Origin of the sequence: Streptomyces sp. NPDC050535 (genome assembly GCF_044457665.1) — a bacterium.
Taxonomy (GTDB): Bacteria; Actinomycetota; Actinomycetes; order Streptomycetales; family Streptomycetaceae; genus Streptomyces.
The window spans coordinates 259,231-276,209 of the sequence record NZ_JBITHE010000002.1 but is presented as its reverse complement, the minus strand read 5'-3'; the positions used below and the strand labels follow the sequence as shown (position 1 = coordinate 276,209).

15 protein-coding genes and 2 tRNA genes are annotated in these 16,979 nt (G+C 69.0%); 12 read left to right on the top strand and 5 right to left on the bottom strand.

Features of this window, described 5'->3' with window-relative positions; genetic code table 11:
* Positions 1–60 precede the first annotated feature (60 nt).
* Complete coding sequence (locus tag ACIBLC_RS06205; RefSeq protein WP_399209531.1) at positions 61–651, top strand: biotin transporter BioY; 591 nt, start codon at positions 61–63, stop codon at positions 649–651.
* A gap of 128 nt (positions 652–779) precedes the next feature.
* On the opposite strand, the gene ACIBLC_RS06200 is transcribed toward ACIBLC_RS06205, so the two are convergent.
* Positions 780–1,496, bottom strand: coding sequence for a hypothetical protein (locus ACIBLC_RS06200; RefSeq protein ID WP_399209530.1), 717 nt, complete (start codon positions 1,494–1,496; stop codon positions 780–782).
* 241 nt (positions 1,497–1,737) lie between these two features.
* Here ACIBLC_RS06200 and ACIBLC_RS06195 point away from each other — a divergent pair, with 241 nt between their 5' ends.
* On the top strand, positions 1,738–3,768 hold the full coding sequence (locus tag ACIBLC_RS06195; RefSeq protein WP_399209529.1) for a protein kinase: 2,031 nt from the start codon (positions 1,738–1,740) through the stop codon (positions 3,766–3,768).
* 123 nt (positions 3,769–3,891) lie between these two features.
* On the opposite strand, the gene ACIBLC_RS06190 is transcribed toward ACIBLC_RS06195, so the two are convergent.
* Positions 3,892–5,382: an amino acid permease gene (locus ACIBLC_RS06190; protein WP_399209528.1), complete on the bottom strand. Its 1,491-nt coding sequence runs from the start codon at positions 5,380–5,382 to the stop codon at positions 3,892–3,894.
* A 217-nt stretch (positions 5,383–5,599) separates the two neighbouring features.
* Here ACIBLC_RS06190 and ACIBLC_RS06185 point away from each other — a divergent pair, with 217 nt between their 5' ends.
* Entirely contained in the window at positions 5,600–6,082 is a 483-nt protein-coding gene (locus tag ACIBLC_RS06185) for a ribose-5-phosphate isomerase (protein ID WP_399209527.1), read from the top strand.
* A gap of 134 nt (positions 6,083–6,216) precedes the next feature.
* Positions 6,217–7,026 carry an Fpg/Nei family DNA glycosylase gene (locus ACIBLC_RS06180; RefSeq protein ID WP_399209525.1) on the top strand — a complete coding sequence of 270 codons (810 nt, stop codon included), beginning with the start codon at positions 6,217–6,219 and terminating at the stop codon, positions 7,024–7,026.
* On the opposite strand, the gene ACIBLC_RS06175 is transcribed toward ACIBLC_RS06180, so the two are convergent.
* A complete protein-coding gene (locus ACIBLC_RS06175; RefSeq protein ID WP_399209524.1) occupies positions 7,023–8,252 on the bottom strand; it encodes a GNAT family N-acetyltransferase in 1,230 nt (409 codons plus the stop codon). The genes ACIBLC_RS06180 and ACIBLC_RS06175 overlap by 4 nt on opposite strands.
* A 207-nt stretch (positions 8,253–8,459) precedes the next feature.
* On the opposite strand from ACIBLC_RS06175, the gene ACIBLC_RS06170 reads away from it, so the two are divergent.
* A complete protein-coding gene (locus ACIBLC_RS06170; RefSeq protein WP_399209523.1) occupies positions 8,460–9,644 on the top strand; it encodes a PP2C family protein-serine/threonine phosphatase in 1,185 nt (394 codons plus the stop codon).
* 191 nt (positions 9,645–9,835) lie between these two features.
* Positions 9,836–10,288 carry an HD domain-containing protein gene (locus ACIBLC_RS06165; protein ID WP_399209522.1) on the top strand — a complete coding sequence of 151 codons (453 nt, stop codon included), beginning with the start codon at positions 9,836–9,838 and terminating at the stop codon, positions 10,286–10,288.
* 32 nt (positions 10,289–10,320) lie between these two features.
* On the opposite strand, the gene ACIBLC_RS06160 is transcribed toward ACIBLC_RS06165, so the two are convergent.
* Positions 10,321–11,514, bottom strand: coding sequence for an acyltransferase family protein (locus tag ACIBLC_RS06160; protein ID WP_399209521.1), 1,194 nt, complete (start codon positions 11,512–11,514; stop codon positions 10,321–10,323).
* Between the two features lie 612 nt (positions 11,515–12,126).
* Between ACIBLC_RS06160 and ACIBLC_RS06155 the strand changes: the two genes are divergently transcribed.
* Both ACIBLC_RS06155 and ACIBLC_RS06150 read left to right on the top strand, forming a co-directional pair.
* Positions 12,127–12,321 carry a hypothetical protein gene (locus ACIBLC_RS06155; protein WP_399209520.1) on the top strand — a complete coding sequence of 65 codons (195 nt, stop codon included), beginning with the start codon at positions 12,127–12,129 and terminating at the stop codon, positions 12,319–12,321.
* Between the two features lie 176 nt (positions 12,322–12,497).
* The gene (locus tag ACIBLC_RS06150; protein ID WP_399209519.1) at positions 12,498–13,106 is read left to right on the top strand and encodes a DJ-1/PfpI family protein; all 609 of its coding nucleotides are present in this window, start codon (positions 12,498–12,500) and stop codon (positions 13,104–13,106) included.
* A gap of 115 nt (positions 13,107–13,221) precedes the next feature.
* On the opposite strand, the gene ACIBLC_RS06145 is transcribed toward ACIBLC_RS06150, so the two are convergent.
* Positions 13,222–13,295: transfer RNA gene (locus tag ACIBLC_RS06145), tRNA-Gly, on the bottom strand.
* Positions 13,296–13,445: 150 nt separating this feature from the next.
* Here ACIBLC_RS06145 and ACIBLC_RS06140 point away from each other — a divergent pair.
* From ACIBLC_RS06140 to ACIBLC_RS06125, 4 genes are all read left to right on the top strand, one after another.
* Positions 13,446–13,522, top strand: a tRNA-Pro gene (locus ACIBLC_RS06140).
* A 202-nt stretch (positions 13,523–13,724) separates the two neighbouring features.
* Positions 13,725–15,113 carry a trigger factor gene (gene tig / locus ACIBLC_RS06135; RefSeq protein ID WP_399209518.1) on the top strand — a complete coding sequence of 463 codons (1,389 nt, stop codon included), beginning with the start codon at positions 13,725–13,727 and terminating at the stop codon, positions 15,111–15,113.
* Between the two features lie 438 nt (positions 15,114–15,551).
* On the top strand, positions 15,552–16,157 hold the full coding sequence (locus ACIBLC_RS06130) for an ATP-dependent Clp protease proteolytic subunit (RefSeq protein ID WP_399209887.1): 606 nt from the start codon (positions 15,552–15,554) through the stop codon (positions 16,155–16,157).
* A 117-nt stretch (positions 16,158–16,274) separates the two neighbouring features.
* A complete protein-coding gene (locus ACIBLC_RS06125; protein ID WP_399209517.1) occupies positions 16,275–16,955 on the top strand; it encodes an ATP-dependent Clp protease proteolytic subunit in 681 nt (226 codons plus the stop codon).
* Positions 16,956–16,979: the final 24 nt, after the last annotated feature.

The following is a 16,979-nucleotide window of genomic DNA, read 5'->3' as shown; positions in this document are numbered from 1 at the left end:
CGCACACCCCTGGGATAGCGTCACCGTGTCCCGAAACCGCCGCCACCCGCCGGAGTCCCCATGAGCACCGCTGCCGCCACCACCCGCCAGGGCATCCGCCCCGGCGAGGTCCTCGCCGACCTGCTCCCCGCCTCCCGCGTCAGGGACACCGCCCTGGTCGTCGGCGGCGCCGCCCTCACCGGCCTCGCCGCCCAGATCGCGCTGCCCGTCCCGGGCTCCCCGGTGCCGGTGACGGGCCAGACCTTCGCGGCACTCCTCGTGGGCACCGCGCTCGGCGCGAGCCGCGGCCTGCTGTCGCTCGCGGTGTACGCGCTCGTCGGCATGGCGGGCGTGCCGTGGTTCGCCGGCGGCGGCTCCGGCACCGCGGCCCCCTCCTTCGGCTACATCCTCGGCATGCTCCTGGCCGCCACCGTCGTGGGCGCCCTCGCCCGCCGCGGCGCCGACCGTTCGGTGCTGCGCATGGCGGGCACGATGCTGCTCGGCGAGGCGATCATCTACGCGATCGGCGTCCCCTACCTCGCCGTCGCCACCGGCATGTCGCTCGGCGCGGCGGTCGCGGCGGGCCTGACCCCGTTCCTGATCGGCGACGCCCTGAAGGCCGCCCTGGCGATGGGCGTGCTGCCCACCGCCTGGAAGTTCCTCGACCGCTGACGTCCAGCCGGTCCGTCACGCCGCGGTTCCCGTGAGAAGAGGGGGCGGGGAGCCGCATCCGGCTCCCCGCCCCCTCACCTCTCTCTGCGCTCCTGTCGCGCACTGCCTCTCACGCGACCGCTTTCGACTCAGCGCTGCTGCGGCCGCCGTTGGACCCACCAGAGGCCCGCCGCCCCCGCGGAGAGCAGCGCCGCGCCCGCCGCGCCGAGCGGCAGGACCTCGTTCACGCCGCCGGTCCTGGGCAGCGTGTCCCCGCCGGGTGCCACCGGCGTGTTGTCGGTGCCGAGCAGCAGCGGGGTGGCCGGGGCGTTCGGCGACGGGTTCGTCGTACCGAACGGCACCGGGCCCTGCTGCCAGAACGTCTTCGCCCCGTCGCTCGTCTGCACCGGCAGGCAGATCTTTCCGGTCTTGCTCAGATCGAAGGTGGCGTCGACGTCGTACGACTTCGACTTGCCCGCCGCGAGATTTCCGACGGCGCAGCTGAAACCGCTGTTCGATCCCTCGGGAAGATCCCCTTCGGCGATTGCTGAACAGCCCTTTACGTCTTTGACCGTCAGGCCGTCGAAACCGACCACCAAAAGCCTGATTTCGCCGCTTTCCTTGGTTCCTTCGTTCTTCACGGTGGCGGTGAGCGCCGTATTCTGAGAGCTGTTGTCCACGGAGATCTTCTCCGGCAGCAGCGTGGTCAGCTTTACATCCGCCGGTGCCTCGTCAACAGCCTTTCCCCCCTTGCTGCTCCCCGGTCCTTGGTCGTCCGCGACGGCTGTGTTGGAAAGGATCATCACGGCCGAGAACGAGGCCGTGAGCAGCGATCCAGCGATGATCGTCGTACGACGAGAACTCATGTTCGTCCCCCTTGGCTGCGCCTGAATTCGCAGTACTTGAAGAGGTACCACAAGATTTCTCCGCACTATGCTGGTACGGCCTGAAGCGTGACCATTGTGTTTCTGAATGGGTCTGGTGTGACAGGCGGTTGTGACGAGTGTCGAGGGGGTGCGGGGATTGTCGGGGAATGTGCAGGGCGGTGTTCCGGGACTATTGGTGACGGGACGATATCGGCTGGTCGAAAGTATTGGGCAGGGGGGAATGGGGCGGGTGTGGCGCGCCGCCGACGACATGCTCGACCGGCAGGTCGCTGTCAAGGAAATGCGGATAGACGGACTCGACCCGGAGGACACCCGGACCCGCCGGGAACGCACACTGCGTGAGGCCAGGGCCACGGCCCGGATCGACCATCCCAATGTCGTACGCATTTACGACGTCGTGGACGAGGGCGAGCGGCTCTGGATCGTCATGGAACTGGTCGCCGGCCGCTCCCTGGAGCAGCTCGTCGTGCAGGACGGACCGCTCAGCCCACGCGAGGCGGCCCGCGTCGGGCTCGAACTGGTCGTGGCGCTGCGCCAGGTGCACGCCGGGGGAGTGCTGCACCGTGACATCAAGCCGGGCAACGTCCTGGTCGAGCGCGGCGGCCGCCGAGTCGTCCTCACCGACTTCGGCATCGCCGCGATGCAGGACGCGAAGGCGCTGACCATGGCGGGGATGCTGGTCGGCTCCCCCGACTACATGGCGCCCGAGCGCATCTCCGGGCGCCCGCAGGGCCCGCCGTCCGACGTGTGGTCCCTGGGAGCGACCCTCTGCGCGGCACTCGGCGGCCGTTCCCCCTTCTCCCGCGCCACCACCCTGGCCACCCTGCACGCCGTCCTGTACGAGGAACCCGAACTCCCCTCCTCCGCGGGCGACCTGCGGGACATCCTGGCGGCCCTCCTGGAGAAGGAGCCGTCGGCCCGCCCCGGCCTGGAGGAACTCGAGGCCGGGCTGGGGCGGTTGGTGTTCCCGGGACCGACGACAGGTGAGACGGGGGACGGCGGGGCCCTTCCGGAGGCGGCAGGCCCCGACCCCGACCCCAACCGTCCGGTCCGGATCGAGTCGCGCACGTTCACGCTCCTGGACGCGCAGCTCATAGGGGAGGAAGGGGAGATACGTCAGCGGGATCCGGAGCCTGATCCCGAGCCCGACCTCACGCGCGAGCCGGAACCGGAGGTCGCCGCTGAGACCGGGGCCGAACCCGGCACCGAGTCCGAGTCCGAACCCGAGCCCAAGGCAGTCGAGCTCGATCCCGAGCTCGTGGAGGACGCGATACCGCCCGGTCACGCCCCGAAGCGGAAGAGCTCACTCGACTTCAAGAAGCCCCGACCGGAGCAGCCCCCGGCCGCCGTCGCGGAAGCCCAAGCCCCACCAGAGACCCCCGGCACCCCCGGCACCCCCGAAACCCGCAACGCGTCCAACGTCTCGAACGCGTCCAACGCCTCCACCGAAGTCCCCTCCGAACTACGCGCCGAGGTCGGCTCACCGACCCCGACCCCCTCGGCCTCCGCTTCTCCCACCCGCACGGCGGAGGCCGTGACGGAGGCCGAGTTCCCGGCGGTCTCCGCCCGCACGACCACGCCCCCCGGTGAACTCCCCAGCGAGCTCCCCGGCCCCGCCGTACCCGCCCGCCCGCGCTCGAGCAGGCGCCGCCTGGGGCTGCTCACCGGCAGTGGTGTGGTCGCGGCGGGAGTGGCCGTCTGGCTGGTCGTCGCGGCGACCGGAGGACCGCCCGACGACGACAGGGCGAGCTCCTCGAACTCGTCGGCGCCCACCGGCTCGACGGCCAGTTCCTCGCCCACCGTCGAGGGCACTTCACGTCCGCCCAGCCTGCCCCCGGGCGCGCACCGCGAGGCCGGGGGATACGCGTGGGTGACGCCGAAGGGCTGGCGGCGGGACCTGAAGACGGGTTCCGAGGTGCACTACACCTCGCCCGACGGCAGACAGGAGCTCGCGGCCAAGTCCTCCCTCGCCAAGGGCGAACTGATGGAGACCTGGCAGACCTCGGAACGGAACGCCCGCCAGGGGCAGGGCTACCAGAAGATCCGCCTGGAGGAGACGACCTTCCGGGGCCGCCCCGCGATCGTCTGGGAGTACCTCTTCCTGCTCCAAGGGACGCGCTGGCACGCCCAGTTGCTCGGCTTCGACGCCGACGGGAAGTCGTACCAGATCAACACCTGGTACCAGCCGGACATCGAGGACCAGGCACTGAAGGTCTACGAACAGGTCAAGAAGGACTTCACCGTGATCTAGAGAGCCGCACTCCGGGCAACCGCGGTCCGGGCAACGCTGCTCCAGGCAAGGGGGGAGGGGCTTCGCGGCGTTCGTACGCGCCGCGAAACCCCTCCTTCCTGATGGGCCGGGAGACCGGCCGGATCAGCCGACCTTCACCTCTGCCTCGTCGCGAGGCTCGTCCGCGGCCCGGCGCACGGACGACCCGCCTGCCCCCGTCTTCTGCCGGATGACGGCGATCACGAGCACCACCGCCGCGACGAGCAGGGACAGCAGGACCGTCTCGCGGCCGTCGTGTTCGGTGTCGGTCAGCATGTAGCCGAGCACGAAGACGATCAACGCGGCCGTCGCCCAGGTCAGATACGGGTAGAGCCACATCTTCACGACCAGCTTCTCCGGCGACTCCCGCTGGATGATCTTCCGCATCCGCAGCTGCGAGAAACAGATCACGAGCCAGACGAACAGGGCGACCGCACCGGAGGAGTTGACGAGGAAGAGGAAGACCGAGTCGGGGAACTTGTAGTTGAAGAAGACGGCCACGAAGCCGAAGGCGACGGAGACGACGATGGCGGTCAGCGGCACACCGCGCGAGGTGGTCCTGGCGAACGCCTTCGGCGCGTCCTTGCGCCGGCCGAGCGAGAACGCCATCCGGGAGGCCGTGTAGAGCCCGGAGTTGAGGCAGGACAGTACGGAGGTCAGCACGATGAAGTTCATGATCTGACCGGCGTGCGCGATGCCGAGGGAGTCCAGGGCGGCGACGTACGAGCCCCGCTCCTTGATCGACGGGTCGTTCCACGGCAGCAGGGCCACGACCACGAAGATCGAGCCGAGGTAGAAGACGCCGACGCGCCAGATGATGCTGTTGGTGGACTTGGTGACGGCGCGCTGCGGGTCCTCGGACTCACCGGCGGCGAGGGTCGCGATCTCGCTGCCCATGAAGGAGAAGACGACCAGGAGCACACCGGTGAGGATCGCGCCCGGCCCGTTGGGCAGGAAGCCGCCGTGGTCGGTCAGATTCCCGATCCCGGCCTTGTCGGCGTCGACACCCGGCAGCACACCGAAGATGGCGAGTGCGCCGATCACGATGAACCCGCCGATCGCCACGACCTTGATCCCGGCGAACCAGAACTCGAACTCGCCGTAGGACCCCACGGACACCAGGTTGGTCGCGGTGAGGACGACCATCACGATGAGCGCCCACCCCCACTGGGGAACGGCGGGGATCCACCCTTCGAGGATCTTGGCCCCGGCGGTGGCCTCGACGGCCAGCACGACCACCCAGAAGAACCAGTACAGCCAGCCGATCGAGAAGCCTGCCCAGCGGCCGAGCGCGCGGTCGGCGTGTGCGGAGAACGAACCGGACGTGGGATTCGCGGCGGACATCTCACCGAGCATCCGCATGACGAGGACGACGAGCGTCCCCACCAGGGCGTAGGAGAGGAGGATGCCGGGCCCGGCGGTCGCGATGCCGGAGCTGGAGCCCACGAAGAGTCCGGCTCCGATGACACCGCCGATGGCGATCATCGACAGATGACGGTTCTTGAGTCCGGCGTGGAGGCCGCCATCGGGTCCTCCGGCGCCTCCGGGTTCTCCGGGGCCGCTTGCGGCCTTCGTGGGGGTCGGCTGCGAGGTCATGAGGGGGATTCCTTTTCACCGGTCGAACAGATCGCCCGTACGAGCGGTAGCAGTGGGGCGTACGAGCCGGTCCAGTGAATCGGAGGTAAAGGAATTCGTGAACCTTTGATTCCAGATCGTTACCTGAGGTTTCCTTGAGGTTCTGTAGTGTTGCCCCCACTTTTCGTCCTGGGCACCCGGCGAGGCCGATGCGAAACAGTCGTGTCACACTCGGAGCATGCGCGTGTATCTCGGCTCCGATCATGCCGGTCTCGAACTCAAGACCCACCTCGTCGAGTGGCTCAAGGCCGCCGGCCACGAGCCCGTCGACTGCGGGCCCCACATCTATGACGCCCAGGACGACTACCCGCCCTTCTGCCTCCGCGCCGCGGAGCGGACCGCGGCGGACCCCGGCTCCCTCGGCATCGTGATCGGCGGCTCCGGCAACGGTGAGCAGATCGCCGCGAACAAGGTGGCCGGCGTGCGTGCGTCCCTCGCCTGGAGCGAGGAGACCGCCACCCTGGGCCGCGAGCACAACAACGCCAACGTCGTGGCCGTGGGCGCCCGCATGCACTCCCAGGAAGAGGCGACGAAGTTCGTCGAGACCTTCCTCAACACCCCTTTCTCCGGCGAGGAACGCCACATCCGCCGCATCAACATGCTCACGGCATACGAGACGACGGGCGACCTCCCGCCGATCCCGGCCCACCATCCCCACTAGCCCGTCCGGCGTTTGAGGACGAGTGCGTCAGCGCGACAGGGGGTCTGGGGGCGCAGCCCCCAGGAACGGGACGGGAAGGGGCGGAGGGGGCGAAAACCCCCCGCCCCGCCGAAGCACACCAGCAGGAGGACCCCGTGCCCGAGGGGCACACGATTCACCGCTTGGCCCAGGACTGCACGGCCCGGTTCGCCGGCGGCATCACCCGGGTGACCAGCCCGCAGGGCAAGTTCGCGGACGCCGCGGCCCTCCTGGACGGCACCGAGTTCGCGGACGCCGACGCCCACGGCAAACACCTCTTCCTGCACTTCGGAGCCGAGGACTGGATCCACATCCACCTCGGCCTCTTCGGCAAGGTCACCCTCGGCGGCGCCCCCGCGCCCCCGCCCACGGACACCGTCCGGCTCCGCCTCGCGAACCCCACCGCGTACGTCGACCTCCGCGGCCCCACCACCTGCGCCCTGATCACGGACGACGAGAAACGGGCGATACACGAGCGCCTCGGCCCGGACCCGCTCCGCCCGGACGCCGACCCGTCAACGGCGTACGAGCGAATCACCCGCAGCCGTACGACGATCGCCGCCCTCCTCATGGACCAGAAGATCATCGCGGGCGTGGGCAACGTCTACCGCGCCGAAGTCCTCTTCCGGCACGGCATCGACCCGTACCGGACGGGCAAGGACATCACGCCCGCCGAGTGGGACGCGCTCTGGGCCGACCTCGTGGACCTCATGCACGAGGGCGTCCGCAACAACCGCATCGACACGGTCCGCCCGGAACACCTGCCCGAGGCGATGGGCCGTCCGCCGCGCGTCGACGACCACGGCGGCGAGGTCTACGTGTACCGCAGGGCCCAACTGCCCTGCCACATCTGTGGCGGCGAGATCCGCACCGCCGGTCTCGCCGCTCGCAACCTCTTCTGGTGCCCGCGCTGCCAGCAGGCCTAGAACCCGTGCGGCAGCCAGGGCGCGACCGCCGAGGAGAAGCCCACCGAGGCCTCGGCCAGCGCCCCTTGCCGCAACTCCCGCACCCGCCCGGCCGCCCCGAGCGAGGCCAGGGACATCCCCCCGAGATAGGCCGCCCCCAACTCCCTTACGGACAGGGCGAGATCGGCCGGTTCCTCGGTTCGCACGCAGGACGCGCCCTTCGCGTCACCCGAGAGCCGCCAACGCCCTTCGTTCCAGGGGCAGAACGCGTCCTCGACCTCGAACACCAGGTCCACCGGCGCCTGATACGTCCGGGCCTCCAGCGCGGCGCCGACATCGACGAGCCGCACATGCAGCGCGTCCTTCAGCCGCAGATTGCAGCGCCGGATGTCGGACACCATGTGCTGCCAGTCCTCGTCGACGGGCCGGCCCCGGGTGCGGAGCGTGGACGTCAGGTCGATGTCGAAGAGGAACCGCCACAGCGCGGCCCGCGCCGCCGGGTCTAGACCCTCCAGGTCATCCATGACGACAGCGCCCCTGGGCCCGGACGGATCCCACTCCGGCTTGACGCGGAACCGGGTGTAGCCCACGACCTCGTCGCCCCGCTCGGCGACCACGCACTGCATCGGCGACGCGCCGTCCCGGTCGTTCTCCGGGTCGAGCAGCCGCTCCCGCTCCCAGCCGGGCTGTCGCGCCAGCATGCCCGGACGCCCGGGCACCACCCGCGCGTACACCGCCTCGCACGCCTCGAGCACCTCGGCCGGCGGCGTGTACCGCAGCCGTACGTCGTCGGTGCCGGGCGGCACGGACAGCCGTACGCGGCTGGTGTCGATCTCGGCGTGCAGTCCGTACGTACCGATGCCGTAGCCGAACCGGCCGTAGATCTCCGGCTCCGACGCGGTCAGGACCGCCAGCGACTCGCCCCACGAGCGGATGTCGTCCAGCTGGCGCCGCATCATGGACCGCAGCACCCCGCGCCGCCGGTGCGTCGCCGCGACACTCACCATCGTGATGCCCGCGGCCGGTACGGAGGCGCCGCCCGGCACCGTGACGCGGAAACCGAAGGCACCCGCGGTGCCCACCACCTGGTCGCTGTCCCAAACTCCGATGAAACGGTCGTATTCTGTTAGCGCGTTGTAGAGCTCGCGCTCCTCGGACGACTCCGGCACCCCGCCGAAGGCACGGATGAGGTTGTCGTACCACGCGTTCCACTCGGTCTGCTGAAGTACCCGCACGTCAGTCGTCATGGGCCATGCCTACCAGGGCAATGCGGTACGAGCCAGGGAATTTCTTCGCGTCACCGCGGACGTTCCGTAAGAGGACCTGTGTGACGGCTTCCAGGACGTTCACTGGACGTCTTCGGTGGATTTCACTGTGAAGTTGAGCGCTCGGACGGGGGACAAGTGGGACCTCCCGTGCCAAGCACCTGGTCCGATGGATAGGGTCCCGAACTAATGGCAGCAGGACGAGAGCGGCGCGCTGAAGCCGATACGTTCACGGCCCGGTTGAAGAAGCAGGTTCACCGGGCACGCACCGGCATGCGCAGATCCGCCGTGGACTACTTCCGCGGCGACGGTTCGGACTGGATCGCGCTGGCCGGTCTGCTGATCACGATTCCGGTGATCGCGGCCACGACGCTGGTCAACTCGGTGTGGATCTCGCCGGCGGTGCTGGTCCTGCCGATCGTGGCGGGCGGTCTGCTGCTGCGCCCCGCCAGCCTGTTGAGCCTGTACGCGGCGGCGGCCACCGCACTGATAGTGGAGTCCGTGAAGCTCGGCCCGTACACGGACGGTCCCGCAAGAGTGACTCCGGGTGACGTCCTTGTCGTCGCCGCCTGCGGCTTCTTCGGCCTGCTGATCGCCCAGTTCCGCAGCCGGGTGGGAGTGCCGTGGCGACGCGGCGGCACCATGCTCTTCGACCTGCGCGAACGCATCCGGGTGCAGAGCAAGCTGCCGCAGCTGCCGCTGGGCTGGCACCGGGAGATGGCGCTGCGGCCGGCCGGCGGGCAGTCGTTCTCGGGCGACTTCGTGGTGGCGGCGCGGACGAACGGCGGCCGGACCATGGAGGTCGTGCTGACCGACGTCTCGGGCAAGGGCATGGACGCGGGTTCGCGGGCCCTGCTCCTGTCCGGCGCCTTCGGCGGCCTGCTGGGCTCGCTGCCCCCGCACGCCTTCCTCCCCGCCGCGAACGGCTACCTCCTGCGCCAGGACTGGGACGAGGGCTTCGCCACCTCGATCCACCTGGTCCTCGACCTGGACTCCGGCGACTACGAACTCTTCTCCGCCGGACACCCGCCCGGCCTCCAGCTCAGCGCCGGCAACGGCCGCTGGGAGGAGAAGGCCGCGGAGGGCCCGCTGCTCGGGGTGTACGACGGTGCGCAGTTCGACCCCGTGAAGGGCTCCCTGCGCCCGGGTGACGTCCTCATGCTCTTCACCGACGGGCTCGTCGAGACCTCCGAGCGCGACATCGTGGAAGGCATCGACCGCCTCACCGGCGAGGCCGACCGTTATGTCGCCGGCGGTTTCCACGGCGCCGCCTGGCACCTGATCGAGGCGGTGGCCAAGGACGTGAACGACGACAGGGCGCTGCTGCTGATCTGCCGCGAGGGCGGGACGACGGCGCCCGCGGCGGCCATCTGAAGTTCTCCGGCCCGTCCGGAGCTCGACCTTCCAGCCCGTCCGGCGTTCGAGGACGAGCGCGTCGGCGCGAGGCGGGGGTCTGGGGACACAACCCCCGGAAACGGGACGGGAAGGTGCGGAGGGGGTGAAACCCCTGTGGCGGCGACCCCGTCCGGACCCGCACAGCGCCCACAGGGAGCGACACTGTTCCCGTGACGCGAACTCTCCTGACCCTGGCCGAAGTCGAGGCCCTCGCCCGCAAGGCGCACGCCGCCCAGACCGACAAGGCCGGGCGGCCCTACGCCGAGCACCTCCAGGCCGTGGCGGAGGGCGTGCGCGAGCGCGGCGGTGACGACGAACAGATAGCGGCGGCCTGGCTGCACGACGCGGTCGAGGACGACGCGCTGTCGCAGGAGTGGCTGAGCGAGGCCGCCCTGACGAACCGCACGAAGGCCATCGTGCTGGCGCTCACCAAACGGGATGGCGAGCCCCCGGAGTCGTACGCGAAACGTATCCGCACGACCCCGGGCGCCCTCCTGGTGAAGGCCTCGGACCTGGCGCACAACGCCGATCCGGCCCGCCTCGCGCTTCTCGACGAACACACCAGGGCGCGGCTCACGAAGAAGTACGCCTCGATGCGCGCGCTCCTTGGCCTCGCTCCCTGAGGCCCGGCACCAGGGCAAATCCCTTCCAGGGGCTAGGACTTGCCCGCTCCGGCCCGTTCGCGGGCGAGTTCCGTCGCGTCCCGTTTGAAGGCCCACGCCATCCTGGGCTCCATCGCGAAGCGGAAGACGCGCTGGACGGGCGGGGTGCACAGCAGGGTCACGGCCGTGCCCGCGGCGAGCGTCACGAAGGCCTGGCCGAGCGGCTCGTGCAGCCGGCCGTGATCGAACCAGCCCCAGTAGACGCCGCCCTTGATCAGGAAACCGTGCAGCAGATAGCCGTACAGCGTGCCCGCGCCGAGCGCAGTGAACCAGAGCTTGCGGCGCGGTACCCAGGAGAAGAAGCACGCGGTGAGCAGCAGCGAGCAGGTGAACAGCACGAGGATCATGACGGGGCCGGTCCACCACGGCACCCCGAACTGCTGCGCGCTGTCGCGGTGGTAGAACCAGCCGGTGTCCATCCGCGGCACCGCCCAGTAGCCCACGGCCAGCGCGATGACGAAGACCGGCACCGACAGGATCCGGATCTCACGCCGGCGCACCAACTGGAAGTGCTCCGGCTTCATGTACAGCCCCAGCACGAAGAACGGCAGGAACTGCAGTACGCGTTGGAGGTCAAGATCGTCGCCGATGTCCGGTGAGACGCTCGCGAGCATGGCGATGAGGAGGGCGACCGGGAGCGGCCACCGCACCAGCTTCCACAGCGGTGTCGTCAGCCGCCAGACGAAGAGCGCGACCAGGAACCAGGTGAGGTACAGGGGGTCGAGCAGGCTGATCGACTGGCCGGGGTCGTCGTTGGCCCAGCGCGTGAAGAGAGAGTAGGCCACCTCGAAGACGACGTACGGCACGGCGACACCGGTCACCAGCCGCTTGAGCCGGTCGGCGCGCATGTCGAAACCGCGCGAGAAGTAGCCGGAGATGAGGATGAAGGCCGGCATGTGGAAGGAGTACACGACCGTGTACAACGCTTCCAGCGCGCGGCTCTGGCTCTTCACCGGCTCCCACGCGTGCCCCATGGCCACGAGCACGATCGCCAGGTACTTGGCGTTGTCGAAGAACGCGTCGCGTTGCTTCGCGGGCCGAGTGGGCGCGGTGCCCGGAGCGGCGGCACCGGCGGCCGCCCCCGGTGATGTCGGGGAGGACCGCGGACCGGGCACTCCCCGCGTCGGCTGCCGCGCCGGTGGAAGCGGGGTGCCGAGGCGGCCTTGCGGTCGTAGCGAGTTCGTCACAGTTTCTCCGGCCGAAAAGTCGGGGAGACGATTCCTGACCTCGCTGCGCATACGGGGGACGTGGCGGCGTGGAACATCTGAGGCACCCTAGCGTTGTCTGTGCGTGCTCGTAAAACTGTCGACGTCATTCCTGTCCATTGCCTGCGCGTACCCGGGAATCGCGGATGCTCACCACTTGATTCGCCAATGGCTCCGGACACCTATCCGCCTACCGCATAAGGCCGTTCCGTCCGGATTAATCCCGACTAAATGGTGCATAAGTCCTGCGGGAGACCTTGGCGATATGTCTGGTTCATTAGTCTTTATCGACTTGTTCGGAACGTCTTCGACGGGCCTGTGGCGGCAATTCGAATTACCTGCGAACGGGATGTGTGGACATGGAAACGATCGCCCTGAATTCCGTAGGGGCCGTACGTCCGAATTGCGTTGCGCGGCACCGCTGTTCACGCCCCGGTGGGGGTAACGGCGGTGCGAGGGCCGCCAGTCCGCAGCCGATGATGTGTCACCCGCGGCATACGGGGGCCGGGTTGGTGGCACGATGGTTCTGGCGGGGGTGTGCGGGGCTGCACCTCCGGGCCGGGAGAGCGGACCGACCGTAGGGTGTGATCAGTTGTGGCCATTTCGCTGTCAGTGGTGCTCCTGTTGGCGATCGTCCTCGTGGTGTTGATCCGAGGGGGATCGCTCAAGGCGGGGCCAGCCGTGGTGGCGGTGCTGTTCGGCTTCTTCCTCGCCTCGACAGGTATGGCGGACGACATCCAGCGGTTCCTCAACTCCCTTGCGGAGACCATCAACTCGATCCAGTTCTGAGCGCCCGGCCCGCCCGGCGGCGCACGCCGGGCCACCGGGGCTTCGCCATGCCCGCTCGGGGACACCGCTGAGGCGTGCCGCTGAAGGCATGCCACCGGCCGCTGATTGGCCCTCCTTCCGGAACGGCACGCCCGGCAAGACTGCCGGGACCTGATGCCGTACTTGGAGGAGCTGTGATGCAGGTAGCCGTGGTCACCTTCGACGGGTTCAACGAACTCGACAGTTTCATCGCCTCCGCGCTGATCAACCGGTGCCGCAAGGACGGCCTGGAAGCCTTCATCACGACACCGACGCCGGTGGTCACGTCGATGAACGGCGTCGAGGTGACGGGCCAGCGCCCCATGGAGTTCGTGACCGAGGCCGACGTCGTGCTGATCGGCAGCGGGGTGAAGGCGCGCGAGGTGGTCGCCGACGACCGGCTGATCTCCCGGCTGCGGCTCGACCCCTCGCGCCAGTTGATCGGTGCGCAGTGCTCCGGCGCGCTGGTGCTCGCCCGGCTGGGGCTGCTGGACGGCATGCCGGTCAGCACGGACATGAAGAGCCGGCCCTTCGTCGAGGCCTGCGGCGTCACGGTGCTGGACGCGCCGTTCCACGCCGAGGGGAACATCGCCACGGCGGGCGGCTGCCTGGCGTCCCAGTACCTCGCCACCTGGGTGATCACCCGGACGCTCGGGGAGGACGCCGCCCGCGACGTCATGGACTACGTGGCTCCGGTAGGCGAGAACCAGGAGACCGTCGCACGCGCCCTGCGCGCCGTTCACGCGGGCGAGGCCGCACTGCGCTGACGCCCCGCAGTGTCGATGCTCTCGGTGTACGCGGGGCACGACGGACCGAACACGGCCCCCGGAACCGACAAGGGCCAGGCGGAGAATCAAATCTCCGGCCTGGCCCTACGTCATTTGGAGCGGGCGACGGGAATCGAACCCGCGTAGCTAGTTTGGAAGACTAGGGCTCTACCATTGAGCTACGCCCGCACAGGACGCACCGCAGGTCACGGACCGCGGTACAGACAGCATCGTAGCGGGTCGCACCCCTTCGTCGCACACCCCGTTACGTGCCCCCTGCACGCTCCGGAACGCGGCAGCCGTACCCGCCGGGGGCATGTACCCTACGTGTCGCACCGACGGGGTGTGGCGCAGCTTGGTAGCGCGTCCGCTTTGGGAGCGGAAGGCCGTGGGTTCAAATCCCGCCACCCCGACCACCGTGCCGGACCAGTGAGCCGGACGATCGCCGACATCACCTTTTGGGGCGCGTACCGCCTGCGGCTACTATGCAAGCTGCGCGCCCGTGTGTCTGCATTGGTACGACGTCTCTCAAGGGCCGCGAATCCGCCCAGGCTCTGCCCGACATGGCAGCGGCACGCAGCAGAACCCCCAAGAAGTCAGCCACAAGGAGACCGAACCGTGAAGAGCGCCGTGGAGACCCTGAACCCGACTCGGGTTCGGCTCAGCATCGAGGTGCCCTTCGAGGAGCTCAAGGACAGCCTCGACGCGGCGTACAAGAAGATCAACCAGCAGGTCACGGTGAAGGGGTTCCGGAAGGGCAAGATCCCGGCCCGCGTCATCGACCAGCGGTTCGGTCGCGGCGCCGTGCTGGAGGAGGCCGTCAACGACGCGCTCCCGAAGTTCTACACCGAAGCGGTCAACGAGGCTGAGCTGAACGTCCTCGGCCAGCCCGAGGTCGACATCACCGACCTGAAGGACGGCGAGACGCTGAACTTCACCGCCGAGGTCGACGTCCGCCCCAGCATCGAGATCCCGGACTACTCCGGCATCGAGGTCGAGGTCGACGCCGTCGAGGTCAGCGACGAGGACGTCGAGAAGGCCGTCACCGAACTGCGTGAGCGCTTCGCCTCGACCTCCCCGGTCGAGCGCGCCGCCCAGGACGGCGACGTCGTCACCCTCGACCTGGAGGCCAAGGTCGACGGCGAGGTGCTGGAGGACGGCATCGCCTCCGACGTCTCCTACACCATCGGCTCCGGCGAGCTGCTGGACGGCATCGACGAGGCCGTCAAGGGCCTGGAGGCCGGTGGCGAGGCCACCTTCGCCTCCGAGCTCAAGGGCGGCTCGGCAGCCGGCAAGGAGGCCGAGGTCACCGTCAAGGTCTCCCAGGTCTCCGCGCGCGAACTGCCCGAGCTGGACGACGACTTCGCGCAGCTCGCCTCCGAGTTCGACACCCTCGACGAGCTCAAGGCGGACAGCCGCAAGCGCCTGGAGAACATGAAGCAGTACGACCAGGCCACGCAGGCCCAGGAGCGCGTCCTGGAGAAGCTGCTCGAGCTGGTCGAGGTCCCGGTCCCCGAGAAGCTGCTCGCGGACGAGATCAACACCCGTAAGCACAACCTCGAGCACCACCAGCTCGGCCAGATGGGCATCGACCTCGAGAAGTACCTCGAGATCCAGGGCAAGACGGCCGAGGAGTTCGACACCGAGACCGAGGAAGCCGCGGTCAAGGGCATCAAGACGCAGTTCGTCCTCGACGAGCTCGTCAACAAGGAGAAGCTGAACGTCAGCCAGGAGGAGCTCACCGAGCACCTCATGCGGCGCGCGGCCTCCTCCGGCATGTCCCCCGACCAGTTCGCCCAGGCCGTCGTCGAAGGCGGCCAGGTCCCGATGCTGGTCGGCGAGGTCGCCCGCGGCAAGGCCCTCGCGGTCGTCGTCGAGGCCGCCGTCGTCAAGGACACCAACGGCGAGGTCGTCGACCTGGACGACGAGGACGAGGACGAGACCGCCGACGCGGCCACTGACGGCGACGCCGTCGAGGCCGCCGCCGAGGAGAAGACCGAGGCCTGACCGCCCCGCTCTGTACGCCACGACGGGCCCCCGGGGACTTCCAGTCCCCGGGGGCCCGCCGCTTTCAGGGGTGCGGGGAACTGCGCGCTCAGCCCTCACAGGCCGCAGACGCGTCTGCCACGGGCGGCCCGGCGGCGGGTGCGGCTCGTCGTGGGTCGCCCGCGCAGTTCCTCGCGCCCCTCGCCGGGGTCCACTGAACCCCCGCTCAAGTCAGCACAGCGCATGCGCTCACAGCGAACAGTTCCTTCTGCGGGATTCCCCGGAGGGACCCGCGCGTTAGGGTCCATGAAGACGAGGGCAGGGGAGTCCCCGAAACCGCCCAGAGGCGGAGTGCAACCGCTCCCATGGCGGTGTGTACCGGGGTCCCACGCCCCAGCAGAAGACGTGAGACGGCCCGGCGCCGTCGTAAGACGAGCAGGTGGATACGTGACGAATCTGATGCCCACAGCTGCCGGCGACCCCATCGGTGGTGGCCTCGGCGACCAGGTCTACAACCGACTGCTCGGCGAGCGGATCATCTTCCTCGGCCAGGCGGTCGACGATGACATCGCCAACAAGATCACGGCGCAGCTGCTCCTCCTTGCCTCCGACCCGGAGAAGGACATCTTTCTCTACATCAACAGCCCCGGCGGCTCGATCACGGCCGGCATGGCGATCTACGACACCATGCAGTACATCAAGAACGACGTGGTGACGATCGCCATGGGCATGGCGGCCTCGATGGGCCAGTTCCTGCTCAGCGCCGGCACCCCCGGCAAGCGCTTCGCGCTGCCGAACGCCGAGATCCTGATCCACCAGCCCTCGGCCGGCCTCGCCGGTTCCGCGTCGGACATCAAGATCCACGCCGAGCGGCTGCTGCACACCAAGAAGCGGATGGCGGAGCTGACCGCCTTCCACACCGGCCAGACCGTGGATCAGGTCACCCGCGACTCGGACCGCGACCGCTGGTTCGACCCGGTCGAGGCCAAGGAGTACGGCCTCATCGACGACATCATGCCCACCGCGTCCGCCATGCCGGGCGGCGGCGGTACCGGGGCGGCGTAAGCCTCTCAGCGCCCCCTCAGGGCGGCGCGGGCCTCTCATCGCCCTCAGGGGCGGCATAGGCGCCCCAGCGCCTCCAGCCGACCGCCTCAGCCCTTTCCAGGCTCTTCAGGAGACACAGTGAACGACTTCCCCGGCAGCGGCCTCTACGCCCGCACGCAGGCCGAGTACACCGGTCCTCGCGCGGAGTCCCGCTACGTCATCCCGCGCTTCGTCGAGCGCACCTCGCAGGGCGTGCGTGAGTACGACCCGTACGCGAAGCTGTTCGAGGAGCGCGTGATCTTCCTCGGGGTGCAGGTCGACGACGCCTCCGCCAACGACGTCATGGCGCAGCTGCTGTGCCTGGAGTCGATGGACCCCGACCGTGACATCTCGGTCTACATCAACAGCCCCGGTGGCTCGTTCACGGCCCTCACGGCCATCTACGACACGATGCAGTTCGTGAAGCCGGACGTCCAGACGGTCTGCATGGGCCAGGCCGCCTCGGCCGCCGCGATCCTGCTGGCCGCCGGTACACCGGGCAAGCGCATGGCTCTTCCGAATGCGCGCATTCTGATTCACCAGCCGTACAGTGAGACCGGGCGGGGGCAGGTCTCCGACCTCGAAATCGCCGCGAACGAGATCCTCAGGATGCGTGCGCAGCTCGAAGACATGCTGGCCAAGCACTCGACCACGCCGATCGAGAAGATCCGCGAGGACATCGAGCGCGACAAGATCCTCACCGCTGAGGACGCGCTGGCGTACGGCCTGATCGACCAGATCATCTCCACCCGGAAGATGAACAACAACGCGGTCGTCTGACGTATCCCTGTAGCATCTGCCGCT